At 57.8% G+C, this 24,472-nt stretch carries 20 protein-coding genes; 3 read left to right on the top strand and 17 right to left on the bottom strand.

The window, feature by feature from the left end; genetic code table 11:
• Positions 1-114 precede the first annotated feature (114 nt).
• Positions 115-1,974 carry a dihydroxy-acid dehydratase gene (gene ilvD / locus AC3B5A_RS03215; RefSeq protein WP_489798802.1) on the top strand — a complete coding sequence of 620 codons (1,860 nt, stop codon included), beginning with the start codon at positions 115-117 and terminating at the stop codon, positions 1,972-1,974.
• A 211-nt stretch (positions 1,975-2,185) separates the two neighbouring features.
• Here ilvD and gmk read toward each other — a convergent pair whose 3' ends face one another.
• On the bottom strand, positions 2,186-2,779 hold the full coding sequence (gene gmk, locus AC3B5A_RS03220) for a guanylate kinase (protein ID WP_489798966.1): 594 nt from the start codon (positions 2,777-2,779) through the stop codon (positions 2,186-2,188).
• Positions 2,780-3,055: 276 nt separating this feature from the next.
• Between gmk and AC3B5A_RS03225 the strand changes: the two genes are divergently transcribed.
• A complete protein-coding gene (locus tag AC3B5A_RS03225; RefSeq protein WP_489798803.1) occupies positions 3,056-3,691 on the top strand; it encodes an NAD(P)H-binding protein in 636 nt (211 codons plus the stop codon).
• 390 nt (positions 3,692-4,081) lie between these two features.
• Here AC3B5A_RS03225 and carB read toward each other — a convergent pair whose 3' ends face one another.
• The 16 genes from carB to miaA form a co-directional block, all read right to left on the bottom strand.
• Complete coding sequence (carB, locus tag AC3B5A_RS03230; RefSeq protein WP_489798805.1) at positions 4,082-7,453, bottom strand: carbamoyl-phosphate synthase large subunit; 3,372 nt, start codon at positions 7,451-7,453, stop codon at positions 4,082-4,084.
• Positions 7,454-7,455: 2 nt separating this feature from the next.
• Positions 7,456-8,688, bottom strand: a complete 1,233-nt coding sequence (gene carA, locus AC3B5A_RS03235; protein ID WP_489798807.1) for a glutamine-hydrolyzing carbamoyl-phosphate synthase small subunit — start codon at positions 8,686-8,688, stop codon at positions 7,456-7,458.
• A gap of 75 nt (positions 8,689-8,763) precedes the next feature.
• The gene (gene nusB, locus AC3B5A_RS03240; RefSeq protein ID WP_489798809.1) at positions 8,764-9,342 is read right to left on the bottom strand and encodes a transcription antitermination factor NusB; all 579 of its coding nucleotides are present in this window, start codon (positions 9,340-9,342) and stop codon (positions 8,764-8,766) included.
• A gap of 264 nt (positions 9,343-9,606) precedes the next feature.
• Positions 9,607-10,173, bottom strand: a complete 567-nt coding sequence (gene efp / locus AC3B5A_RS03245; protein WP_489798811.1) for an elongation factor P — start codon at positions 10,171-10,173, stop codon at positions 9,607-9,609.
• A gap of 169 nt (positions 10,174-10,342) precedes the next feature.
• Entirely contained in the window at positions 10,343-11,542 is a 1,200-nt protein-coding gene (tuf, locus tag AC3B5A_RS03250; RefSeq protein WP_489798813.1) for an elongation factor Tu, read from the bottom strand.
• 164 nt (positions 11,543-11,706) lie between these two features.
• Positions 11,707-13,836 (bottom strand): elongation factor G, encoded by a 2,130-nt coding sequence (gene fusA, locus AC3B5A_RS03255; RefSeq protein WP_489798815.1) that lies wholly within the window; start codon positions 13,834-13,836, stop codon positions 11,707-11,709.
• A 29-nt stretch (positions 13,837-13,865) separates the two neighbouring features.
• Entirely contained in the window at positions 13,866-14,336 is a 471-nt protein-coding gene (gene rpsG, locus AC3B5A_RS03260) for a 30S ribosomal protein S7 (protein WP_489798817.1), read from the bottom strand.
• Between the two features lie 3 nt (positions 14,337-14,339).
• On the bottom strand, positions 14,340-14,711 hold the full coding sequence (gene rpsL, locus AC3B5A_RS03265) for a 30S ribosomal protein S12 (RefSeq protein WP_489798818.1): 372 nt from the start codon (positions 14,709-14,711) through the stop codon (positions 14,340-14,342).
• Positions 14,712-15,028: 317 nt separating this feature from the next.
• The gene (locus AC3B5A_RS03270) at positions 15,029-15,817 is read right to left on the bottom strand and encodes a regulatory protein RecX (protein ID WP_489798820.1); all 789 of its coding nucleotides are present in this window, start codon (positions 15,815-15,817) and stop codon (positions 15,029-15,031) included.
• Positions 15,814-16,968 (bottom strand): recombinase RecA, encoded by a 1,155-nt coding sequence (gene recA / locus AC3B5A_RS03275; RefSeq protein ID WP_489798821.1) that lies wholly within the window; start codon positions 16,966-16,968, stop codon positions 15,814-15,816. The genes AC3B5A_RS03270 and recA overlap by 4 nt, the downstream gene beginning before the upstream one ends.
• A 247-nt stretch (positions 16,969-17,215) precedes the next feature.
• Entirely contained in the window at positions 17,216-17,449 is a 234-nt protein-coding gene (locus AC3B5A_RS03280; protein ID WP_489798823.1) for a DUF3046 domain-containing protein, read from the bottom strand.
• A gap of 206 nt (positions 17,450-17,655) precedes the next feature.
• The gene (locus AC3B5A_RS03285; RefSeq protein WP_489798968.1) at positions 17,656-18,168 is read right to left on the bottom strand and encodes a helix-turn-helix domain-containing protein; all 513 of its coding nucleotides are present in this window, start codon (positions 18,166-18,168) and stop codon (positions 17,656-17,658) included.
• Between the two features lie 84 nt (positions 18,169-18,252).
• Positions 18,253-18,771 (bottom strand): CinA family protein, encoded by a 519-nt coding sequence (locus tag AC3B5A_RS03290; protein ID WP_489798824.1) that lies wholly within the window; start codon positions 18,769-18,771, stop codon positions 18,253-18,255.
• Positions 18,768-19,424: a CDP-diacylglycerol--glycerol-3-phosphate 3-phosphatidyltransferase gene (gene pgsA, locus AC3B5A_RS03295; protein ID WP_489798826.1), complete on the bottom strand. Its 657-nt coding sequence runs from the start codon at positions 19,422-19,424 to the stop codon at positions 18,768-18,770. The genes AC3B5A_RS03290 and pgsA overlap by 4 nt, the downstream gene beginning before the upstream one ends.
• A 57-nt stretch (positions 19,425-19,481) precedes the next feature.
• A complete protein-coding gene (locus AC3B5A_RS03300; RefSeq protein WP_489798828.1) occupies positions 19,482-22,565 on the bottom strand; it encodes an FtsK/SpoIIIE family DNA translocase in 3,084 nt (1,027 codons plus the stop codon).
• Positions 22,566-22,621: 56 nt separating this feature from the next.
• Positions 22,622-23,611 carry a tRNA (adenosine(37)-N6)-dimethylallyltransferase MiaA gene (miaA, locus tag AC3B5A_RS03305; protein WP_489798830.1) on the bottom strand — a complete coding sequence of 330 codons (990 nt, stop codon included), beginning with the start codon at positions 23,609-23,611 and terminating at the stop codon, positions 22,622-22,624.
• Positions 23,612-23,698: 87 nt separating this feature from the next.
• Between miaA and AC3B5A_RS03310 the strand changes: the two genes are divergently transcribed.
• Positions 23,699-24,463 carry a GTP pyrophosphokinase gene (locus AC3B5A_RS03310; protein WP_489798831.1) on the top strand — a complete coding sequence of 255 codons (765 nt, stop codon included), beginning with the start codon at positions 23,699-23,701 and terminating at the stop codon, positions 24,461-24,463.
• Positions 24,464-24,472: the final 9 nt, after the last annotated feature.

The raw sequence follows: 24,472 nt of genomic DNA on the forward strand, positions 1-24,472 counted from the left end.
AGGGGTATTCAAGGGCAAGCGATTCCCACCCTCTTTCCGCAACAACACGCCCCACACACGTCCACTATGCGGGCGCAGCCGGCGCGCAGCAACGATGTACGCTACATTGAAATCATGCAAATGCGCTCACATAACATCATGACCGGCCGTATGTTCGCCGGCGCCCGAGCACTCTATCGCGCCGCAGGCGTGGCAGGAGACGACTTGGGCCGCAAACCCATCGTCGCCATCGCCAACTCGTTCTCCGAGTTCGTTCCCGGGCACGTCCACCTCAACAAGGTAGGACGCTTGGTGTCCAAGGCTGTTAAAGAGGCCGGCGGCATTCCGCGCGAATTCAACACCATCGCCGTGGACGACGGCATCGCCATGGGCCACACCGGCATGCTGTACTCACTGCCAAGCCGCGACATCATCGCCGATGCCATCGAATACTCCGTCAACGCGCATTGCGCCGACGCACTCGTATGCATTTCCAACTGCGATAAAATCACTCCGGGCATGCTCATGGCTGCGCTTCGCCTCAACATCCCCACCATCTTCGTCTCCGGCGGCCCCATGGAAGCCGGAAGCACCGAACTGTCAGACGGCAGCGAACTGACCACCGATCTCATCGACGTGATGTACGCCTCCGCCGACGACAACGTCTCCGACGAGGACCTGCTCGCCTATGAGAAGACCGTATGCCCCACCTGCGGGTCGTGCGCCGGCATGTTCACCGCCAACTCCATGAACTGCCTGACGGAAGCCTTGGGACTGGCGCTACCGGGAAATGGAACCACGTTGGCCTCACACGGCTACCGCAAGCAGCTCTTCGAACGCGCCGGACACCAAATTGTCACTCTGGCCCACCGCTATTACGACGAAGACGACGACTCCGTTCTGCCGCGCAATATCGCCACGAAGCACGCCTTCGAGAACGCCATGACGATGGACGTGGCCATGGGCGGATCAACCAATACCGTGCTGCACATCCTAGCCGCCGCCCAGAGTGCCGACGTAGACTTCACACTCGACGACATCGAACGCATCAGCCACACTGTGCCGTGCATCTGCAAAGCCAGCCCTTCCGGTGATTGGGAAATCACCGACGTGCACCGGGCCGGAGGCATCTGCGGTATCCTCGGCGAACTGGATCGCGCCGGCAAACTCCACCAAGACGTGCATTCCGTAGACTATCCCAGCCTGCAAGCCAAGCTCGCCGATTGGGACATCATGCGCGAAACCTGCCTGCCTGAAGCCAAAGAGTTCTACCGCGCCGCCCCAGGCCACATCACCTCCCCCGAGCCGTTCACCCACGAGACGCTCGCGGACGGTCTGGACACCGACCGCGTGCACGGCGCCATCAACGACATCGACCACCCAGCAGTCAAAGAGGGCGGTCTGGCGATTCTACGCGGCAATCTCGCTCCGGACGGATGCGTGGTCAAAACCGCCGGTGTGCCCGAGAACATCTGGAAGTTCCACGGGCCGGCGCGCATCGTCGAATCCCAGGAGCAGGCCGTCGAAGTCATCCTTGGCGACAAGCTCAAAAAGGGCGAGGCTCTGGTCATCCGCTATGAAGGCCCCAAGGGCGGTCCAGGCATGCAGGAAATGCTCTACCCCACCTCGTTCGTCAAAGGAAAAGGCATCGGCAAAGATGTGGCACTGATTACCGACGGCCGCTATTCCGGTGGTTCCTCAGGACTGTCCATCGGCCACGTAGCACCGGAAGCCGCCAACAAGGGCCCCATCGCCCTGATTCGCGACGGCGATATGATTGACATCGACATTCCTGCTCGCACCATCAACGTGGAATTGAGCGACGAACAGTTCGCCGAGCGCCGCCGGGAACTGGAGGCCGGCGACGGCTACGTGGCTCACCGCGACCGCAAGGTCTCTCAAGCCCTCAAGGCTTACGCCGCATTTGCTCGGTCTGCCGACAAGGGCGCCACACGCGACCCCGAGCTCATCAATCAGCTCAGCGGTTTGGCATAAGCTGAGGCGCAGCATAACGCAAGAGGAGGGTTTCCATATGGTATGGATACCCTCCTACTCTATGTGGTAGCAGCTTCTACCTACCGGTATTGGGGAATGTAGGGCATCGCCAAATCGGCACCGTGGCCGGTTCACTAAGCCATCACCGGCAGGCATAACGGCCGCAGCTTAAGTAGACCGCAACTCACTATTCCTCAATCTATTTCCCAGTCTATTCCTCAATGCCATACTCTTGTGCAATAATGCGCCACAATTCGTCGGCCGCATGCTCAACGGTGTCGTTAGTGATGACGACATCAAATTCCCGTTCAGCCGCCATCTCAACTTTGGCAGTCTCCAAGCGCCGCGCCTGCTGCTCCTCACTCTCAGTTCCTCGACCAACCAAACGATGCACCAACTCGTCATAGCTGGGCGGCGCAATAAACACGAACACAACCTCCAAATTGAGTTCAGCGGCACGCTGCTTCACACGCCGCGCACCTTGCAAATCAATTTCCAGAATGGTGGGGATATTCTGCGCCAAATGGTCGAGCACCGGCTGCAACGGAGTACCATACCGAGCCATACCATGCACGGTGGCCGTCTCCAAGAACCATCCTTGACTTTCCTTCTCGAGGAACTCCGCCTCGCTCATAAACCAGTAGGTCTTACCGTTCTCTTCCCCGGGGCGAGGCTCGCGCGTGGTTCCAGACACCGATACCCACACCTGCGGGTGCGATGCGCGCAGTTGCGCCTCAACCGTGCCTTTGCCCACGGCGGTCGGCCCGCTCAGCACAATAAGCCTCCCCCGAGGCTGCGCACCCATCTGTCCGGCACCTTGCATCGGCTGTTCCATCTCACTCACCCGTTCCTGCTTTCCATACCAATTGTTGAACTCAAGTCTACAAATTACAAGGAATAAACGCCCCGCATGACACACCCATTGCAATGCCTGCTCCGGCAGACGCATTTATCCATCCTCGACGCGCATTCCCTTATGACACACTCCCTCCAATTCGCTCTCTTGACTTCGAGTGCGCTTAAAGAGTTAAAGTGGAATATCTGAACCATTCATCATGCATTCGCCATGGGAGGAAAGCATATGACCAATATCATCATCTTGGGCGCGTACGGGCAGATTGCCAGACTGGTACGCCAACGTCTGCTGCTCGAAACCGACGCCCACCTCACCTCGTACTTGCGCGATTCCACGCGCATTGACGATGCCGATCCGTCACGCGAAACCGTCGTCGAAGGCGACGTGAACGATTACGCTACGCTCGTTGCAGCCATGCAAGGCCAGGATGTGGTCTACGCCAATCTTGGAGGACAGTTCGAACCAATGGTGGCCAACATCGTCAAAGCCATGGACGAGACCGGCGTAAAACGACTCATTCATGTGACCGGCCTCGGCCTGTACTTTGAAGTTCCCGGTGAGTTCGGCCAGTGGGTTGAGGAAAGCTGCGGCAAGGCAGTGATGGACGATACCCGACGTGCCGCAGCCGTCATTGAAGACTCCGACCTGAACTACACCATCATTCGCGCCGCCTACATGGACAACGAAGACGACACAAACTATGAGCTGACGCAGAAGGGCGAGCCATTCCGCGGCACCACTATTTCACGTGCCTCGATTGCCGACTACATCATGCGTCTGGTAGCTGATCCGACGCTCGACAACCATGCCAGTGTAGGCATTGATCGCCCAGGCACCGACGGCGACCGGCCCATGTGGTGAGCCTTACGCATGCCAACAACCACCATAACTGACAGCTCTGCAGCAATCGTCATCATCAGACCTTCTACCCACTGAGTTCGTTCAGTAGGGACGAATACGCACATACACACAAACTGGAATAGTGAAAATGGCTTGATACCAACAACACACAATAAGCAATCATCCCAATATTGCTCAAAACGTCCCTATTGAATGACTCTGCACGATAACAAGGACTTCAACAACCCTGTATGAAGGTTATTGAAGTTCTTTTCGTTCCGTGAGTACTTTTTCACAAGTCCTGGCGATAGCCTGATATGAGCAACGCTGAAAACTCGCCATTCTCATATTCGCTAACACGCAATACTCCTGTCAAAGCACTCACGGAACGAAACACGGGCATCACTGCGTCTACTGCTGCCCGGCAAAGAGATGCGCGGCATGCTCCTGAATACTCATCACCTGGTAGTCATCAGCTTTCACTGCCTCAATGGCCAGCAGCACCGCAAGAAACTCGGTGACCGTGGTGAACTGAGGCACATCCGCAATCACCGCCGCAGCACGAATGGCATAACCGTCTGAGCGCGAGTCGCGACCCGAAGGCGTGTTGAGCACCATATCGATCTTCCCGTCCTCAATCATCTGCACCGGGTTTTGCCCGATGGCATCCGCCCCGTACCGTTCGCGCAACGCACACTCAGCCTCGATCGAAGAGGAAATCTTGCTCACCACCTTCGATTCGATGCCGTATCGTTGCAGCACGGAGGCGGTGCCTTCGGTGCAGCATAGCGTGAAACCGAGCTCCTGCAAACGCACAGCGATAAGCGGCAGCTGTCGTTTGTCAGCGTCCGCCACCGACAGGAACACATTGCCCGTGACCGGCAGACCACCCGGGTAGGCAGCCAGCTGACTCTTGGCAAAGGCATGAGGGAAGTCCCGGTCGAAGCCCATCACCTCGCCAGTGGAATGCATCTCCGGCCCCAGCAGCGTGTCGACAGAACGACCGGCCTGAGTACGGAACCGCTTGAACGGCAGTACAGATTGCTTGACCGCCACCTGCTGACCATCATGCATGGTGCCTCCGTCGCCTTGAGGCAACAGCAGACCACGCCGGCGCTGATCGGCGACAGACTCCCCCACCATGATGCGCGAAGCCGCCTTGGCGAGCGCCACACCGGTGGCCTTGGACGCAAAGGGAATGGTACGTGAAGCACGCGGATTGGCTTCGATCACATAGAGTGTATTGGCCATGTACGCGAACTGCACATTAAGCACACCTTGCACACCGCAGCCTTGGGCTATGGCGAGGGTGGCGGCACGCAGACGTTCGATCTGATCGTCGGAAAGCGTGCTCGGAGGTAGCGTGCAAGCGGCGTCTCCAGAGTGCACACCAGCCTCCTCCACGTGTTCCATGATGCCGCCGATGTAGAGTTCAGTGCCGTCGTAGAGCGCGTCCACGTCAATTTCGATGGCATCTTGGAGGAACTTGTCGATGAGCAACGGCGAAGGCAGCCTGCCTGAGACAACCGTATCCGACTGGGCTTGCGCCAGGGCACGATTCACATAGGTTTGCAGCTGGGCGTCGTCGTAGACGATTTCCATACCACGTCCGCCCAGCACATAGCTGGGGCGCACCAAAACGGGATAGCCGATATCGTGGGCGGCCTTTCGCGCTTCGTCGAGGCTCAGTGCCGTGCCGTACCGCGGCGCATTGAGACCCTCCCTGCGCAGTACCTCACCGAACAGTTCACGGTTTTCCGCCAGGTCGATGGACTCCGGGCTGGTACCCAAAATCGGAACGCCAGCGGCCTTGAGTCGTGCCGCCAAAGAGAGCGGTGTTTGACCGCCGAGCTGCACGACAACACCTTTGACCGGCCCAAGCTGCAGCTCTGCCTCGTAGATTTCCATCACGTCTTCGAAGGTGAGCGGCTCGAAGTAGAGCCTGTCGGACATGTCGTAGTCAGTGGAGACAGTTTCGGGATTGCAGTTGACCATGATGGTGTCAAAGTCTTGCCCCAGCTCCTGCACCGCATGCACGCACGTGTAGTCGAACTCGATGCCTTGTCCAATACGGTTGGGACCGGATCCCAAAATAATGACGGCTTCACGTTTGCGTTGTTCCAGCTCGCTCTCGTCGGCGTAGCAGGAGTAGTAGTACGGTGTGGCCGCGTCGAATTCGGCGGCGCATGTGTCGACGGTCTTGTAGACCGGGCGCAACCCGTAGCGTTGACGCAACTGGCGAATCGTCTCCTCGCCTTCGTCGCCCAAGTAGCGCAGATGGGCGATCTGGAGGTCGGAGAGGCCGGCGCGTTTGGCTTGCCTCAGCAATGCCGGGGAAAGCGTTTCGGTGTAGCGCACTTCAATGGCGGTTCGGTTGATGAGCGCGAACTGGTTGAGGAACCATGGGTCGATCTTCGTGGCATCAAAGAGCTGTTCGACACTCGCCCCGCCCCATAGCGCGCGTTGGATCTGCAAGTACCGGTGCTCGGTGGGAGTACGCATCTGCTCGAGCAACTGCGCCACTTCCGCCTCGTCAGGTTTTGGCCCATCCCAGGAGAAGCCCATATGGCGTTTGTCTATGGACCGCATGGCTTTGCCCAATGCCTCCTGGAAGTTGCCGCCCAACGCCATCGCTTCTCCCACCGACTTCATGGAAGTGGTGAGCGTGGGATCAGCCTCCGGGAATTTCTCGAAGGTGAAGCGCGGCACTTTGGCCACCACATAGTCGATGACCGGTTCGAAGCTGGCCGGTGTGGAACGGGTGATGTCGTTGTCGATTTCGTCGAGCGTATAGCCCAAGGCCAGTTTGGCTGCGATCTTGGCGATGGGGAAACCGGTGGCTTTGGAGGCCAAAGCCGACGACCTGGAAACGCGCGGGTTCATTTCGATGACGATGATGCGGCCGTTGACCGGGTTGATGGCGAACTGAATGTTGCAGCCGCCCGTGTCGACCCCCACACCGCGGATGATGGCGATGCCGATGTCTCGCATGCGCTGATATTCCCGGTCCGTCAGAGTGAATGTAGGAGCCACAGTGATCGAATCGCCGGTATGCACGCCCACCGGGTCGACGTTCTCGATGGGACATACGACCACTACGTTGTCGTTGCGGTCGCGCATCAGTTCAAGCTCGTACTCCTTCCAACCTTCGATGCCTTCTTCGATAAGCACTTCGTCAGTAGGTGAATCGTGCAGGCCGGCACCCGCGATGCGGTGCAGTTCGTCTTTGTCATGAGCGATGCCCGAGCCCAGGCCTCCCATGGTGAAGCTGGGGCGCACCACCACCGGGTATCCGCCCAGACATTCCACCACGGCGTCCACTTCCTCCATGGTGTGCGCTACGTCGGAACGGGCAGATTCGGCTCCGGCCGCCTCGACGACCTGCTTAAACTGTTCGCGGTCTTCACCGCGGTCGATCGCCTCGAGCGAAGCCCCGATGAGTTCCACATGGTACTTGTCGAGAATGCCTTGCTCCCCCAACGCTTTAGCAGCGTTCAGCGCAGTTTGTCCGCCAAGAGTCGGCAGCAGCGCATCAGGCCGTTCCTTGGCTATGATGCGTTCAAGGATGGCCGTGTCAATGGGCTCGATGTAGGTGGCATCGGCCATCTCCGGATCGGTCATGATGGTGGCCGGGTTCGAGTTGACGAGGATGACCCTTACGCCTTCCTCGCGCAGCACCCGGCAAGCCTGAGTGCCGGAATAGTCGAATTCTGCCGCCTGCCCGATGACGATCGGACCGGAGCCGATCACCATGACCGACGAAATATCACTTCTCTTAGGCATCGTTACTCCCCTTGGTGTTCCGCACCGTTGGACTGGCCGTCCATAAGCGCGACGAATCGGTCGAACAGATATGAGGCATCGTGTGGACCTGCGGCAGCCTCAGGATGATACTGAACAGAAAGGGCCGGAATGTCTAAACATTCCAGCCCTTCCACGACATTGTCGTTCAAATCAACGTGGGAAACACGAACTCTGCCGTAACGCCCATCGGCGAACGGCGCATCCACATCCTCACCAATCGGTGCATCCACGGCGAACCCGTGATTATGCGCCGTAATTTCAACTTTGCCGGTACGCAGGTTCTTCACCGGCTGGTTCACACCGCGATGCCCGAATTTGAGCTTGTACGTGCCAAAGCCCAATGCTCGGCCCAACAGCTGGTTGCCGAAGCAAATACCAAAAAACGGCAAGCGCGCGTCAAGCACCTGGCGCAACAATGCCACTTCACGGTCGGCGGTGCTTGGATCTCCTGGGCCGTTCGAGAAGAACACACCATCGGGGTTGAGCCGTTCGATGTCTTCCATAGTGGAACTGGCAGGCAACACGTGCACACGGCAGCCACGCTCAGCCAGACGATGTGGCGTCATTGCTTTGATGCCCATATCCAAGGCAGCTACAGTGTGCAGGGGCTCTTTGCCCTCCCATTGCCCGGCAGGCTCGACCGTATATGGCTGCGAGCAGCTCACTTCGTCGCTCAGATTGGCGCCTGCCATGCCAGGCGACTGGCGCACCACCTCAACCAGCGATTCCACCGAACGCTCATTACCGTTGGAATCCAGGCGCACACGGCCAGAAAAAACGCCGGCCCGCATAACGCCTGCCTGCCGCAGATGTCGTGTGAGTCGGCGAGTGTCGATACCTGAAATACCAACAATTCCTTGTTTTGCCAATTGGTCTTCCAACGGGTCTTGCGCCCTCCAATTACTGACGCATGGGCTGGGTTCACGAACCACATACCCAGCCACCCATATGCTTGGCGACTCTTCGTCTTCCCTGTTCACACCGGTATTGCCGATGTGAGGAAACGTCTGTACCACAATCTGACGGTCATAGCTAGGATCGCTCAGAGTCTCCTGATAGCCGGTCATGCCGGTGTTGAAAACAATTTCTCCAGTTACTTGGCCTACCGCACCGTAAGCGTTCCCGGTGTACACTTCGCCATCTTCAAGTACAAGCAAAGCATCCATTGGGGAACGACTTCCAGCTGCAGTGGCGTTGGTGTCGTGATAACTCACCTATACCCCTTTTCACAGCGGACATTCTGGTCTAGTGTAGCGAGGTGCTGCGATTTCGCTCACAGTGACGGAGTTTCAGTCGCTATCCGACTGGCTCTCATCGTCGCTGCTCCAGTCCATCGGCTTGCCGTCTCCCCTACCGGAAACGCCGCCGGAGGTAAGGAACCCGGGAGCGGTCGGCGCGTGGAGCGCCGCTTCTTGGCGACGCTGTGCCTCACGTTCCTGCTCTGCCTTGGCTATACGTTCCAGTGCTGCATCCTTGTCGTTACTCAGCGCGCTGAGCAGACCGTGAATGAAGGCTGGAGATTCGTCGTCGCACAGCGACTTGGCCAAGCCAAGAGCCTCATCAATGGCCACACGGTCCGGAACTTCGGCATTGAACAGTATCTCCCAAGCGGCCACTCGCAAAATATTGCGATCAACCACCGCCATACGTTCCAGGCTCCACTTTGTCGAATGCTCGTCGAGCGCATCGTCGATGTCATCTTCATGCTCGGCAACACCGCGCACAATGTCAATGGCATACTGCGGCAGCGGGGTCTGCGCCCCTGGCTGAGCGATGCGTTCCTCGAGCAATGAGACGATGTCCTGATCTTTCTCATCCGCCTCGTACAGTGTGTTCAGCGCCCGCTTGCGCGCAGTGGAACGTGCCATGTCACCTCTACCTCTTAAAAATGCGTGTAAACAATGTTTCCCATGAGCCACCCGGCTCACGGGAAACGATATGCGCGAGTGCGTCGCGCGCAAATACTGTTGTGTGACAGTTGCACACCAACATTGCTCTACCGGCCGATCTCACGTTTGTACGTACGAGACGCAAAACGCATCAGCAACAGATAAGATTCGAAGTGCAGCCGTACAACGGCATTTCCTTCAGCAACCTGTTCCTGCACCGGCAGCAAGTGCGATATGCCTCAATCAGCTGTTTTCGCGGCCCAGGTATGAACCGTCGCGCGTATCAACCTTTACCTTCTCACCTTCGCCGACGAAGAGCGGCACCTGAATCTCAGCACCGGTCTCGACCGTTGCTGGCTTGGTACCTGCGTTGGAACGGTTGCCCTGCACGCCAGGCTCTGTAGCGGTGACCGTGAGCACCACTGAAGCCGGGAGTTCAACGCTCAGAGGGGTGCCGTCGTGGAAGCTGACGATGCAATCCGTGCCTTCCAGCAGGAACTTGGCCTGATCGGCGACGAGGGTCTTGGGGATGTTGACCTGATCGTAGGTCGTCATGTCCATGAAAACGAAGTTATCGCCTTCGTCGTACGAATACTGGAGCGTACGGTTGTCGACAGTCTCGAACTCCATCTTCATGCCGGCGTTGAAGGTCTTGTCCACAATCTTGCCCGTCAGCACGTTCTTGATGGTGGTACGCACGAAAGCCGGGCCTTTGCCAGGCTTGACGTGCTGGAACTTCGTGACGGTCCACAGCTGGCCGTCGAGATTCAGAACAGAACCGTTCTTGATGTCATTACTAGTCTGTGCCACGTTTATTCACCTTAACAATCTCGGGGGAACCGAAGAAGCCGTCCCCATACTGAAGCTCAGCCCATTATGCCATAACGTCTAGAGAATAAACGAAAAGGGCCGGTTCCGAAGAACCGGCCCTTTATGCCAGCAGCTACGCAATCAGCGTGCTGTCAGCTGTAGATGTTGACTACTCAACGATCTTGGTGACTCGACCTGAGCCGACCGTGTGGCCGCCTTCACGCACAGCGAAGGTCAGGCCTTCCTCCATTGCGATGGGCTGAATGAGCTCAACGGAGAAGGTGGCGTGATCGCCAGGCTGAACCATCTCGACGCCTTCCGGCAGGGTGATAACGCCGGTGACGTCGGTGGTGCGGAAGTAGAACTGAGGACGGTAGTTCGAGAAGAACGGCGAGTGACGGCCACCCTCGTCCTTGGTCAGAACGTAGACTTCGCCCTCGAACTTGGTGTGAGGAGTCACGGAGCCGGGGACAGCCAGAACCTGGCCGCGCTCGACGTCGTCACGGTTGATGCCGCGGAGCAGCAGACCGGTGTTGTCGCCGGCCTCGCACTCATCCATCTGCTTGTGGAAGGTCTCGATGGAGGTGACGGTGGTGGTCTGCGTATCGCGGATACCAACGATTTCGACGGTGGTGTTGATCGCAAGCTTGCCGCGCTCCACACGACCGGTGACCACGGTGCCGCGGCCGGAAATCGTGAAGACATCCTCGATAGGCATGAGGAAGGGCTTGTCCAGATCGTGGACCGGGGTGGGGATGTAATCATCCACAGCGTCCATAAGATCCTTGACGGTCTGTACCCACTTGTCGTGATCCGGAGCATCGTCGTGCAGTGCACCGTAAGCGGAGGTACGGATGACCGGGCAATCGCGGTCGAAGCCGTTCTCATCCAGCAGATCGCGGACTTCTTCTTCAACGAGCTCGATGAGCTCGTCGTCCTCGACCATATCGCACTTGTTCAGAGCGACGAGAATCTTCGGCACGCCTACCTGACGGGCGAGCAGCACGTGCTCGCGAGTCTGAGCCATGGGGCCATCGGTGGCCGCGACCACGAGGATAGCGCCATCCATCTGGGCAGCACCGGTGATCATGTTCTTCACGAAGTCGGCGTGGCCGGGGCAGTCCACGTGAGCATAGTGGCGGTTGGCCGTCTGATACTCGATGTGGGCGATGTTGATGGTGATGCCGCGGTCCTTCTCTTCAGGAGCAGCATCAATCTGATCGAAGTCGTATGCCGGGTTGAGATCCGGGAACTCCTCGTGCAGCACCTTGGAGATAGCTGCGGTCAGGGTCGTCTTACCGTGATCGACGTGGCCGATCGTACCGATGTTCACGTGCGGCTTAGTCCGCTCGTACTTTTCCTTTGCCATTAGTGTCCTCCTGGACGTTTTGAGCTTGCCCTCGCCACTCGGGGGCGAGACTCGCTGCAGTTTACTGGGTTTCTGGGTTACCTGCCACTTAGTGCCCTAACCCAGTCAGCGTTAAAAAATCTTAACGCTGACTGGAGACAGCGGAACACGCAGCAGGCGCGTGGTTATTCGCCGCGCTGGGCCTTGATGATGTCGTCCGCGATGTTCTTCGGAACCTCGGCATAGGAGTCCATCTGCATGGAGAACATACCGCGGCCCTGCGTCTTGGAACGCAGCTCGCCGATGTAACCGAACATCTCGCTCAGCGGCACCTTCGCGTCGATGACCTTGACACCAGAGGAATCCTTCATCTCCTGGATGTTGCCACGGCGAGAGTTGATGTCACCCATCACATCGCCCATGTACTCTTCCGGAGTATGAATCTCGACGGCCATGATCGGCTCGAGGATGACCGGCTTGGCCTTGGGGGCTGCGGTCTTGAACGCCATGGAACCGGCGATCTTGAACGCAAGCTCCGAGGAGTCGACGTCGTGGGTCTGGCCGTCGGTGACGGTCGCCTTGACGCCCACCACAGGGAAGCCTGCCAGCACACCGGACTCCATGGCCTCCTGCACACCCTGATCGATCGAAGGAATGAATTCCTTGCCGATGTGTCCGCCAGTGACCTCGTTGGAGAACTCGTAAGTCTCGCCGGCTTCGGTGTCCAGAGGCTCGAAGTTCATGAGCACCTTTGCGAACTGACCGGAACCACCGGTCTGCTTCTTGTGCGTGTACTCCTGGTTCATGACGGCCTTGCGGATGGTCTCACGGTAGGCGACCTGCGGGTTACCCACGTTGCACTCCACCTTGAACTCACGACGCATACGGTCGACGATGATGTCGAGCTGCAGCTCGCCCATGCCGGAGATCAGCGTCTGGCCGCTCTCCTCATCGGTCTTGACCTGGAAGGTCGGATCCTCGTCGGACAGCTTCGCCAACGCGATGCTCATCTTCTCCTGATCGGCCTTGGTCTTGGGCTCCACAGCCACCTCGATCACAGGATCAGGGAAGGTCATGGACTCCAAAGAAATCGGAGCCTTCTCATCGCAGAGCGTCTCACCGGTGGAGACGTTCTTCAGACCGACGAGCGTGTAGATGTTGCCAGCCTCTGCTGCATCTACAGGGTTCTCCTTATCGGCGTGCATCTGGAAGATCTTACCGATGCGCTCCTTCTTGCCCTTGGTGGAATCGAGCACGGAATCGCCGGGCTTGACCGAACCGGAGTAGACACGCACGAAGACGAGCTTGCCATAGAAGGGGTGCGTCGAGATCTTGAAGACCAACGCGGAGAACGGGTCGTCCATGGTGGGCTTGCGGGTGATTTCCTTGGACTCGTCCGAAGGATCGAAACCAGCGATGGCCGGCACGTCTTCGGGGCTGGGCAGGAAGTCGACCACGGCATCAAGCATGGGCTGAATGCCCTTGTCCTTGAACGCGGAACCGCAGAGCACCGGGTAGGCCCGGCGGGAGATGGTCAGCGTGCGGATGCCCTGACGGAGCTCCTCTTCGCTCATCTCGCCGGTCTCAAGGTACTTCTCCATGAGCTCGTCGCTGGACTCGGCCACCTGGTCGAGCAGAGCGGCGCGGTATTCCTCAGCCTTGGCCTGCAGGTCGGCGGGAATATCGGTGGTGTCGTAGTGGGCACCCATATCGCCGGAGACATCGTTCCAGACATAAGCCTTCATGCGGATCAGGTCGACAACGCCCAGGAAGTCGTTCTCAGCGCCGATAGGCAGCTGCACGACGAGCGGGTTGGCACCAAGCTTCTCCTTGATGGTGTCCACCGAGTAGTAGAAGTCAGCGCCGAGCTTATCCATCTTGTTGATGAAGCAGATGCGCGGCACGCCGTACTTGTCGGCCTGACGCCACACAGTCTCGGACTGAGGCTCCACGCCTTCCTTGCCGTCGAAGACAGCGACGGCACCATCGAGCACGCGCAGGGAGCGCTCCACCTCGGCCGTGAAGTCCACGTGGCCGGGGGTGTCGATGATGTTGATCTGGAACTTTTCTTTGTCGTCATGCGTCTGGCGGTTCCAGAAGCATGTCGTTGCCGCGGACTGAATGGTGATACCACGTTCCTGCTCCTGCGCCATGAAGTCCATGGTGGAGGCGCCGTCGTGGGTCTCGCCGATCTTGTAGTTCTTACCGGTGTAGTAGAGGATACGCTCCGTCACCGTGGTCTTGCCGGCATCGATGTGAGCCATGATGCCGATGTTGCGGACCTCATTGAGGTCATTGAGCACGTCAAGTGCCATAACAATTCCTTACGCTTGAGATTCCTGAATTACCAGCGGTAATGAGCGAAGGCCTTGTTGGCCTCTGCCATCTTGTGCGTATCCTCGCGGCGCTTCACGGAAGCACCCAGGCCGTTAGAGGCGTCGAGGATCTCGTTGGCCAGGCGCTCTGCCATGGTCTTCTCGCGACGCGCGCGAGAGAAGTCGGTGAGCCAGCGCAGGCTCAGGGCGTTGGCACGGTTCGGCTTAACCTCGACCGGCACCTGATAGGTGGCGCCGCCGACTCGGCGGGAACGCACCTCAAGGCTGGGACGGATGTTGTCGAGCGCACGCTTGAGCACGGCGACCGGCTCCTGCTCGGTCTTTTCCTTGACCATATCGAGCGCGGAGTAGACGATGTCCTCGGCGATGGACTTCTTACCGTCGAGCAGAATCTTGTTGATGAGCTGAGCTACGACGACCGAACCGTAGATGGGGTCCGGGAGCAGCTGATGCTTTTTTGCGGGTCCTTTACGTGACATATCTTACTTCGCCTTCTTTGCTCCGTACAGGGAACGACCCTGCTTGCGGTCCTTGACTCCCTGGGTATCGAGCGCGCCACGCACGATGTGGTAACGCACACCCGGGAGATCCTTGACACGGCCGCCGCGCACGAGCACGATGGAGTGCTCCTGCAGGTTATGGCCTTCGCCGGGGATGTAGGCGGTGACTTCAACGCCCGAGCTCAGGCGCACACGGGCGACCTTACGCAGAGCCGAGTTCGGCTTCTTCGGGGTGGTGGTGTACACACGGGTGCACACGCCGCGGCGCAGCGGGCTCCCCTTCATAGCCAAAGTCTTCGACTTCTTCGGCTTTACCTTGCGTCCCTTACGGACAAGCTGTTCTATAGTAGGCAACTTATATTCTCCGATTCGTTCATTCTTATTTCGGTGAAGCCGCCACCGTGCGGCTCCTCCCGACGAATCGGTTAAAGCAGCCCAGTCCACCGGCCCGATGGCCCTCTGCCCTCCTGCTGCGACATTACTGCCGCGCTATCTGCGGGTCAAGGGATATCCCAACGCGCACGCCTGTTACATAAGGCATGCCATTGGCACACACAATCCAAAGTCTATGCAACAACGCCGACAATCAATCCGCAGGCAGCAATCAGACTCGTACTCTCGCTTGCACCTGGTCACATTATCAATTGCGGATCAGATCGTTCTTCGGTCGATCAGCTCAGCAGCTCTTGCGCCACGCGTTGCAACACTTCGGGGTTATGACCTTTTCTCGCGCCAGCACTCCAGAAGCGACGACGCCGTACCTGAGAATCGAGTCCTTCGGTTTTTCTGGCCACTTTGCGCCCGAGTTCCCATGCCGCTTCCTCGAACGCACCCTGCTCCTGAGCGGCACGTACGGCCTCGCTGGCAGCACGAGGTTCTGCATCCTTGCGTCTCAGCTCTTGCAGCGTGCCACGCGCGCCGAATTGTCTGGCTACACAGGAACGTACAGCAGATGCGGCGTACTCGACATCATCGATAAGGCGCAATTCTACCAGGCGCACCACCACATCGTTCGCGACGACTTCGCCATACCCTTTTTCAATAAGTCGCTTGGTCATGCCCAGTGATGATTTGGGCGAGGCGTCCAGCAGGGTCAACGCCGCCTCACGGCATGCATCCATATCGTTCGGATCATCGGGCACTCGCCTGACAGCCGGTTGAGAACGATAGCGGTACGTGCTACGTTTGCGTTTTGCTCTGCGGCCACTCCCCGACTCGGACCAGCCAGCATCGCTGTCACTAAGCGACCCACCGAAAGCACTGCTGTAGGGACTGGAAACGGGAACCGTGTGCGTGCGTGACCGACTTGAATAAGTGCTGCTCTGCCGCTTGACAGAGCGCGCATTCTTAGCATCCACGACATCATCAATGCCGCCACCCGCGCCCGGAGCACCATATGAGACATGCTCATCGTCTCCGGGCACGGGGTGTTTGGCAAGGAAGTCTTCGACGTCAATCATGCTTCCGCTTTGTCGGCCTTTTCGGCTCCGCTCGTTGCCTCGTCATCGGCGGCATCTGCTTCACCTTCCGGCTCTTCGGCATTAGGATCTGGGATGAGGCCGAATTTCATCTTGACCTTTTCTTCGATCTCCTCCGCCACTGCGGGATTGTCTTTAAGGAAGGCACGCACGTTTTCACGCCCCTGCCCCAGCTGACTGCTCTCGTAAGTGAACCATGACCCAGATTTCTTCACGACCTCGCACTGCAAGGCCATATCGAGAATCGACCCTTCCTTTGATATGCCCTCACCGTACAGAATGTCGAACTCAGCGAGTTTGAACGGCGGAGCCATCTTGTTCTTCACCACTTTAACCTTGGTGCGGTTACCCACGGCATCCTCACCGTTCTTGATGGTCTGCACCCTGCGAATGTCAAGACGTATGGAAGAGTAAAACTTGAGCGCCTTTCCTCCGGTCGTGGTTTCTGGACTGCCGAACATCACGCCGATTTTCTCTCGCAGCTGGTTGATGAAAATGGCAGTGGTACCGGACTGAGAGAGCGCTCCTGTCATCTTGCGCAGCGCCTGACTCATGAGCCTGGCCTGCAAGCCAACATGGCTGTCTCCCATGTCCCCTTCTATTTCAGCCTTGGGTGTCAGCGCAGCCACAGAATCAATAACGATGATGTCAAGCGCACCGGAACGCACCAGCATGTCAGCGATTTCCAACGCTTGTTCACCGTTGTCTGGCTGAGAGATGATGAGCGAATCAGTATCGACTCCCAATTTCTTTGCATATACCGGATCAAGGGCGTGCTCGGCATCGATGTATGCCGCGACACCTCCGTTACGCTGAGCATTTGCTACCGAATGCAATGCCAACGTGGTCTTGCCGGACGATTCAGGACCATAGATCTCAATGATTCGACCACGCGGCAAGCCGCCAATGCCCAGTGCCATGTCCAAGGCCAAGGAGCCAGTGGGAATGACTTCCACATCCTCCACAGGCCTGTCTCCCAGCCGCATGGCCGAGCCTTTGCCAAAACTCTTTTCGACCTGTTTGAGCGCGGAATCCAGCGCCGCTTGACGACGCGGATCAATGCCGCTACCAGGTTCAGCGCCGGTCTTCAGATTTTCCACCGGCCCTTTCGAGCTTTTCGATTGATGCGCCATATCTCTCCTTGAGTTTGAGGGTGTTGTACCCTTCTACCGTACGGGACGGAAGCCACTCACGCAGCCTTGCCAGAGCAATGTGGACGAACACTCGGCATTTCGACACGCCGAGCGACTCAGCACCATTGTGCATCACCATCATTGCGATTGCTAAGTGTCATCATAAAGCATGATACGAACATTTGTTCGAATGCGTTCTATCGCAAATACTGCACCAATGCACGCGCCAAGTTCCGACAGTACAGCATTACCGCACCGGCAACGGAGGCGCATTATGATCGCTCCCCCAACGCCGTCCATCAGGAATCTGCAGATGATCGCACAGCACATTCCACACCACTCGGGGTTCCTCGCCACTCTCCAGCGCCTCGGTCACACATCTGTCCCCGAGTTCCGGCAACACCAAATCCCTCGCCACGCTTCTGCCGTACGACCGGCCGAGCACCTCCTCAAGCAGCGCCCAAAATTCGCGTTCGTCCATCACGAGCCTCCCATTCACCCATCACCACTCTACAATCCCACTGCCCCGCTCACCTCAGTGCGCCACACCACAGCGCCACACCGCACCACATCACTGCTGCAGATCACATCGCTGCGCCGCACCATGCACAACGCAAAGAACCCGCCACCACAGGGTAACGGGTTCTTGCAACAGCGTCGGAGAACAAAATCCGACACCCTATTGTTCTACATCTCGACCGAGTCGAGATAGTCGGCCACCATACGCAGCATCTGCGCAGTACTCAGCCCCAAGGATTCGGCGATGGAAGCCAGCAGTTCGGAACTGGCCTCCTTCTGCCCGCGCTCCACCTCGGAAAGATATCCAAGAGAAACACCGGCCTTCTCACTCACCTCACGTAACGTCTTGTGGTCACGAGTACGCAGATCACGCAACACATGGCCAATAGCCTCTCGCAACGATACCGTACGCACTTCGCCTCCTTCGTCACGATTGCCCACCGACACACGAGAACGGGACTGATCAACATCTTCTTGCTGCCACATCTTATTGAGTGCCGCCTGCCGATCATCCTTCGCTTTTTTTGCCGCACGGGCTTTCACCACCTGCTGCTGAGCAAATGCCACCGCCCGGCGTTGCGCCGGTGTTAAATTCCTGTTGCGTGCCGAGCCGGGACGTGCTGCACCTGGCATAACGCCCATCGCTTGGGTAGTTTCACGTGTTCTGGTCATCGTTTCCATTTGTGCCACCCCACTTACAAACGTTCTAAACTACTGTATTCACTTCCTTCAACAGCGAAAATTAGAAATTTATTCCGCTTTTGGCTATGTGATTTGGTTCACTTTTGCCAATAGCGCGATGACAGCACCTCGTCGCACCTGTTCACGGTCACCGGGAAGCTCAAGCTTAAATGCCGTGGTGGAACGCTCGCAATCCCTTGATTTTCCGGGCATTGAGATGCCTACATAGACCAGTCCCGCAGGCTTTCCTCCATCGCTACCCGGACCCGCGACACCAGTAGTAGATAGGCCGATGATTTTTTCGTCATATTGAGGCTGATTGTAGAGTTTTGCTGCACCTTGCGCCATTTGACACGCCACTTGCGGATTCACGGCACCCTGCTCACGCAGCAGACTCGCATCCACACCCAATACCGATGCCTTAGCCGCAATGTCATAGGTGACAGCTGACCCCAAAAACACTTGTGAAGCGCCCGGAATACGCACAAACGCATCAGCCAGCAGACCGCCTGTCAGCGACTCGGCTGCAGCGATTTTCAAGCCGCCCCTCTTCGCTTTGTCCAAAACTCGGGCAGCCAGCTCGTCACCGTCCAAATCGTTCACCGGCGCGACCTCACCACACCACGCACATAAGCGAACCCTGAATACAGGCACAGCACCAGCGCCACAAAGATGACAATGTAGGTCAACCAGTAATAAGCGGACAACCATCCCGGCATAGCTGCACCTAAATTCGGCAGTACACCGGGAGTCTGGCGCGCAGGAGCCGCAGCCCACAACGGGGACACCAGCATGCCCAATCCGATGGATTCGGCAAGCGTCTTGTATTTGCCGGCATTGGACGCGGCAATCACCTGACCGCCTGTGTCGATGACCATGAAACGCATCACGGTGATGCCGATTTCACGAATCAAGAACAATGCCGTAACCCACCAGCTCAACTCGCCAAACGCGGACGAGACCACCATCGTAGAGCAGATGAGGAGCTTGTCTGCAATGGGATCCATGAGCTTGCCCAGCTCGGTGACTTGGTCGAATTTGCGCGCCAGCCAGCCATCCAGCTTGTCTGTGGAAGCGGCGATCACAAAGAGCACCGCAGCCCACACACGCATTGCCACATTGCCTGAACCCCAAGGGCCGGCTGCAATATCGAGTCCCAAAAACACCAGCACCAAGACAATTCGGGTATACGTGACCAAGTTGGGCAGACTGTTCCAGCCGTCCAACAAGGAATGACGTTCATCGCGTTGTTGCATATGCCTCACCTTAGCGCGACTGCACTACTGCCAGCGTAAACCAAGTGTTGCACGCCCTCACGCTTCCGCACTCCCGGCCGAGCCGCCGCCCTTGCCGCTGATGAACGCAATCGCCTCATCCAAACCTTCGGGTTTGATCAGAACCTCACGCGCCTTGGAACCCTCCGAAGGCCCCACCACCCCATGGGACTCCAGCAGATCCATCATACGGCCTGCCTTGGCGAACCCAATGCGCAGTTTGCGTTGCAGCATGGAAGTGGAACCGAACTGCGAGGTAATCACAAGTTTGGCTGCTTCCAACAGCGTGTCCATATCACCGCCGATTTCCTCATCAGGATGTGCTTCCTGCTCCTCGGCCTTCTTGGCCATCTCTTCGATGTCCTCACGGTATTTCGGCTTGCGCTGAGCACTGGCAAACTCGACGGCTTTGCGAATCTCGGACTCGCCCACCCAAGAACCTTGCACGCGCACCGGCTTGGCCGACCCCATAGGCAGGAACAGGGCATCACCCTGACCGATGAGCGCCTCAGCTCCGGTCGAATCAAGAATCACTCGCGAGTCGGTGGCCGAGGAGGTAGCGAATGCCAGACGCGACGGAATGTTGGCCTTGATCAGACCGGTGATGACGTCCACGGAGGGGCGCTGGGTGGCAAGCACCAAGTGCACACCGGCGGCACGGGCCAACTGGGTGATGCGTTGAATGGAACTTTCCACATCGTTCTTGGCAAGCATCATCAAGTCAGCCATCTCGTCCACCACAACGAGAATGTAAGGATACGGTGCCACTTTTCGATTCGAGCCAAGCGGTGCGTGCACTTTTCCGGCACGCACGGCCTCGTTGAAGTCCTTGACATGGCGGAAGCCGAAATACTGGAGATCGTCGTAACGCGCATCCATCTCCTTGACCACCCATTCCAAGGCTTGTGCCGCCTTCTTGGGATCGGTGATGATGGGCGTGAGCAGATGCGGTATTCCGGCGTAGGCGGAAAGTTCCACACGTTTGGGATCAACCATAATCAGGCGCACCTGTTCGGGTGTGGCACGCATGATGATGGAGGTGAGCATCGAGTTGATGAAACTGGACTTGCCGGAACCTGTGGCGCCGGCCACCAGGAGGTGCGGCATCTTGGCAAGGTCAGCGGTCACGAAATGACCTTCTACGTCTTTGCCCACACCTGCAAGCATAGGGTTCGGATCGTTGCGAGCCTTGTCGGAACGCAGCACATCGCCCAAATGCACAATTTCACGGTCAACATTCGGAATCTCGATACCGATGGCCGACTTGCCTGGAATCGGAGAGAGGATGCGCACGTCAGAACTGGCCACAGCGTAGGCGATATTGCGCTGAAGATTGGTGATCTTCTCTACCTTGACTCCCGGCCCAAGTTCCACCTCGTATTGCGTGACCGACGGGCCGCGCATGAATCCGACCACTTTGGCATCCACCTTGAACTGGGCGAATGTGGAGGTGAGTGCATGAATCACATTGTCGTTGGCCTGGGTGCGAGCAGCGTGAGGCTTGCCATGAGCAAGCAGTTCGAGAGAAGGCAACTGGTATGGCGCTTCGGCTATTGCGTCTGCACTCCCAGCGCTATCGTCACCATTCGCTGCGCCATCAGCGTTGTTCTGCCCGGCGTCAGCGGCCGTACCTGCAACTGCTGCACCAGCTGCAGGAGCGGACTGAGGCACAACAGCGCCCCCTGCAACTCCTGGAGTCGCAGATATATTGTTCACGGCCGGGAAAACCGCAGTCTGGCCGTTGCCGTTCGCGCTCTGATCGTCAGTGCCGATGGCTGCCCACGGGTCAGATACACCGGCACCGACCGCAGAAGCCGCGCCGGAACGCGGTATGGCAGATGTAGCAGTGGGCGCACCGGCCTGCTGCGCAGCCCCATCTCCACCCGAGTTGAAAGCTCCGTTGAGCACCGACGGCACCGGATCTGCCGCACTTCCCGCCGATGCCGGAACCGTGAAGCTTGGCGAAACCGGAGCTCCTGCAGTCCCTGTCCCCAAAACGCTCGGCACATCAATCCCGCCCATCGGCGTTTCCGCAATGATGCCGGTGTCAGGGTCAACCATCATCTGCTCGGTGGCGAACAGCCCATCGTTCTGACCGGCCGAACCTTCACGTAAATCCGCGGCCTTATCAAATGCGGCATCGCCTTCATACCGCTCGAGTGAATGATCTTCGCCACCTTTACCTTTACGCTTGAAACCACCAAACAATCTCGAGAACAATCCGGGCTTCTTAGTCTGCTGCGCTATGCCGCGTGTGGCTTCAGGTGCTTCTTCCGTGCCGTCATGCGTGGGCACACCTTCGGCAAACGCCATGGTCTCCTCACCAAGTTGCACCTCGTTGGGGAACTGCTCGCGTTCTGCTTCCTGTACGCTGTCGTCATCACGCTCACCGGGTACTGCGCCACTCTTGGTTTCCTTGCCGAATACGGCAGAGCGGAACCAGTCCAAAATATCATTGATATGCAGTTGCGCGATCATGACGATTACAGCAAACAGCGCCACCAGCACGAAAATAGCAATGGCGAAGCCTCCGGACAGTCCCCAAGCCAGAGGGGAACCGACCACAAACCCAAGCAAACCACCGGCCTGCTGCACCTGCGCCCAGTCAAAACGACGCTCGGGAGCCGCCACCACAACGTCGATGATCGAGCAGACAGCCCACAACAGCAACACCCAACCGCCGATTACCTTCGGATTGCCTGAATCCTTGCCGGAATTGCGGAACAGCCTGATGGTGAGCACCACCAGCAAAGCAGGCAGCACCACGCTGGACACTCCCAACGCGCTGGAGGCTACAACATGCAGCCACCGGCCAAGGAATCCGTCGACCCGGAACCATTCCGAAGCGCAAAACAGCACGGCAAACACCATCAGAACAAAGGACCAGCCGTCATTGCGTGATTCTTCGTCGAACTCCCCCACACCGAACAGCAGACGCACCGCGGAACCGATGAGCCGAGGTACGAACAGCAGGGCCTTGACCCACCACGGTTCCATCTCAGGCATCACTGTGGTTGACGCCTCGGCCGAAGACGACCGCTTCGAAGCCGTGGAGGTACTACCGGTGCGCTTGCGAGCGCTGCTGGAATTCTTGCGTGAGGGTGATGCTGTTTTTCGTGCCATAACAGCACCGATTCTACTTCATGCCCGCCACCAGAGCACACACATAATCCAGTGCCTCAATTCGCTCCCAGATGATGGGTTGCATACTCATCAGCGTGTGCATCCCGCTCATCGAACTCGCCCGAATCGGCTTGTTGCACCAGTCCAAGCGCTTCTTCCAGCAGATTTGGCGAAAGCGCGGAAAGCCAGTGGATACGCGGATCTCGGCCAAACCATCCCATCTGTTTGCGCGCCAGGCGCTTCGTTTTCTGAGCGACACGGTCATGCGCCTCCTCGAGACTGATCGCGCCGTCCAAGTAGTCGCACATGTCGCCGTATCCCAAGGCACGCGCCGCCGTTTTGCCCAAACTAGGCCGAAGCCGGCGTACTTCGCCAGCAAAATCTTGTGCGAACATGCGCCGTGTGCGTTCCTCAACGCGTTCATCGAGAGACTCTCGAGGCAAGTCAAGGCCGATTTGCACGGACGGAATCACGTACCGGTAGCGAGGCAGCGTGGCGGAATACGGATGGCCAGTCAGTTCGATCACTTCTAGGGCGCGTATGGTACGACGCGGGTTACGCGGATCCATACGGGCCGCGGCTTGGGGGTCTTTGGCTTGCAGTTCTGCGTAAAGCGCTGCTGCACCTTCTGTTTTCTCTCGCTGCTCCAAGGCCTCTCGCACAGTGCTGTCAGTTCCGGGAAACGCGATATCGTCGATGGCGGCACGGGCGTAAAGCCCTGATCCACCGACCAGTATTGGCCTGATGCCCCGGCTAGTCATGTCTGTGATTTCCTTGCGTGCCAAAGTCTGGAATTTCGCAGCACTCATGGTCTCGCTGGGGTCGATGATGTCGAGCAGATGGTGTTTGACTGCTTCCTGTTCTTCTGCTGTCGCTTTGGCAGTACCGATATCCATGCCTTTATACATCTGATACGCATCGGCGTTGATGATTTCGGCGCGCTCTCCCTTGGCCTGCAGCGCACGCGCAAGCGCTATGCCAAGCCCCGTCTTTCCCGAAGCCGTAGGCCCTACGATCGAAATCACTTTCTTCTCCATAGCCGCCATCCTAGCGGCTCTGTTCGCCAAGCCCAGCGTGTTTTCAGTCCATACACAGAAATGATACTGGTTTTTCAAGCGGTCAACAGGTAGAATGTGCGTGTGATACTTGACCGTCATGAACGCATAAACTCCGCCGAGATTCAAAACCGTCTGTCCCGGGTACAGGACGTCGCAGGCGGCGAACGGCCGCACCATTTCACCCCCGACGACATTGCCGAATTCGTCGACATGATGCAAGTCTATGAGGGGGCGATGTATGAGATCAGCACCAAGCTCGAGATTTTGGACAATGAATTCGATGTGCATTTCTCCCACGACCCGATTCACCATATGGAACGTCGCCTCAAATCCGTGGACTCGATTGTAGAGAAGGTTCAACGCCGTGGGTTGGAGCTGAGCATCACATCGATTCGCGACAATCTCTTCGACGTGGCAGGCATCCGAGTGGTCTGCAACTACCGAGACGATGTCTATTCCGTCGCCAATTACCTCTCCAGCCAGTCCGATATCCAGGTGTTAAGGGTCAAAGACTACATCAAGCATCCCAAGCAGAACGGGTATCGCAGCTTACACGTCATCTACGCGGTACCGGTGTTTCTCTCCAACGGCGAGCATTACACACCGGTCGAGGTGCAGTTCCGCACCATCGCCATGGACTACTGGGCCAGCCTCGAACACGCGTTGAGATACAAGACGGATTTGCCAGATGCCAAACTTAGCGAACATTCGCAGACACTGCTGGACTGCGCCAAAAGCCTGCAGAACATTGAAGCGCAAATGCAGAATATTCACCGCGACATCAACGGGGCTCCGCGCGAGGAAGAAGCGCCGAAATCCGCGCCGCTCGTACGTCCTTGAACGTTTGAG

It is taken from the genome of Bifidobacterium sp. ESL1133 (assembly GCF_058107325.1).

Excerpts from the sequence above, each read along its gene's own strand:
- ilvD (WP_489798802.1), top strand. The coding sequence starts at position 115 with ATGCAAATGCGCTCACATAACATCATGACCGGCCGTATGTTCGCCGGC.
- gmk (WP_489798966.1), bottom strand. The coding sequence starts at position 2,779 with ATGGGTGCGCAGCCTCGGGGGAGGCTTATTGTGCTGAGCGGGCCGACC.
- AC3B5A_RS03225 (WP_489798803.1), top strand. The coding sequence starts at position 3,056 with ATGACCAATATCATCATCTTGGGCGCGTACGGGCAGATTGCCAGACTG.
- carB (WP_489798805.1), bottom strand. The coding sequence starts at position 7,453 with ATGCCTAAGAGAAGTGATATTTCGTCGGTCATGGTGATCGGCTCCGGT.
- nusB (WP_489798809.1), bottom strand. The coding sequence starts at position 9,342 with ATGGCACGTTCCACTGCGCGCAAGCGGGCGCTGAACACACTGTACGAG.
- tuf (WP_489798813.1), bottom strand. The coding sequence starts at position 11,542 with ATGGCAAAGGAAAAGTACGAGCGGACTAAGCCGCACGTGAACATCGGT.
- fusA (WP_489798815.1), bottom strand. The coding sequence starts at position 13,836 with ATGGCACTTGACGTGCTCAATGACCTCAATGAGGTCCGCAACATCGGC.
- rpsG (WP_489798817.1), bottom strand. The coding sequence starts at position 14,336 with ATGTCACGTAAAGGACCCGCAAAAAAGCATCAGCTGCTCCCGGACCCC.
- AC3B5A_RS03270 (WP_489798820.1), bottom strand. The coding sequence starts at position 15,817 with ATGATTGACGTCGAAGACTTCCTTGCCAAACACCCCGTGCCCGGAGAC.
- recA (WP_489798821.1), bottom strand. The coding sequence starts at position 16,968 with ATGGCGCATCAATCGAAAAGCTCGAAAGGGCCGGTGGAAAATCTGAAG.
- AC3B5A_RS03280 (WP_489798823.1), bottom strand. The coding sequence starts at position 17,449 with ATGGACGAACGCGAATTTTGGGCGCTGCTTGAGGAGGTGCTCGGCCGG.
- AC3B5A_RS03285 (WP_489798968.1), bottom strand. The coding sequence starts at position 18,168 with ATGGAAACGATGACCAGAACACGTGAAACTACCCAAGCGATGGGCGTT.
- pgsA (WP_489798826.1), bottom strand. The coding sequence starts at position 19,424 with ATGCAACAACGCGATGAACGTCATTCCTTGTTGGACGGCTGGAACAGT.
- AC3B5A_RS03300 (WP_489798828.1), bottom strand. The coding sequence starts at position 22,565 with ATGGCACGAAAAACAGCATCACCCTCACGCAAGAATTCCAGCAGCGCT.
- miaA (WP_489798830.1), bottom strand. The coding sequence starts at position 23,611 with ATGGCGGCTATGGAGAAGAAAGTGATTTCGATCGTAGGGCCTACGGCT.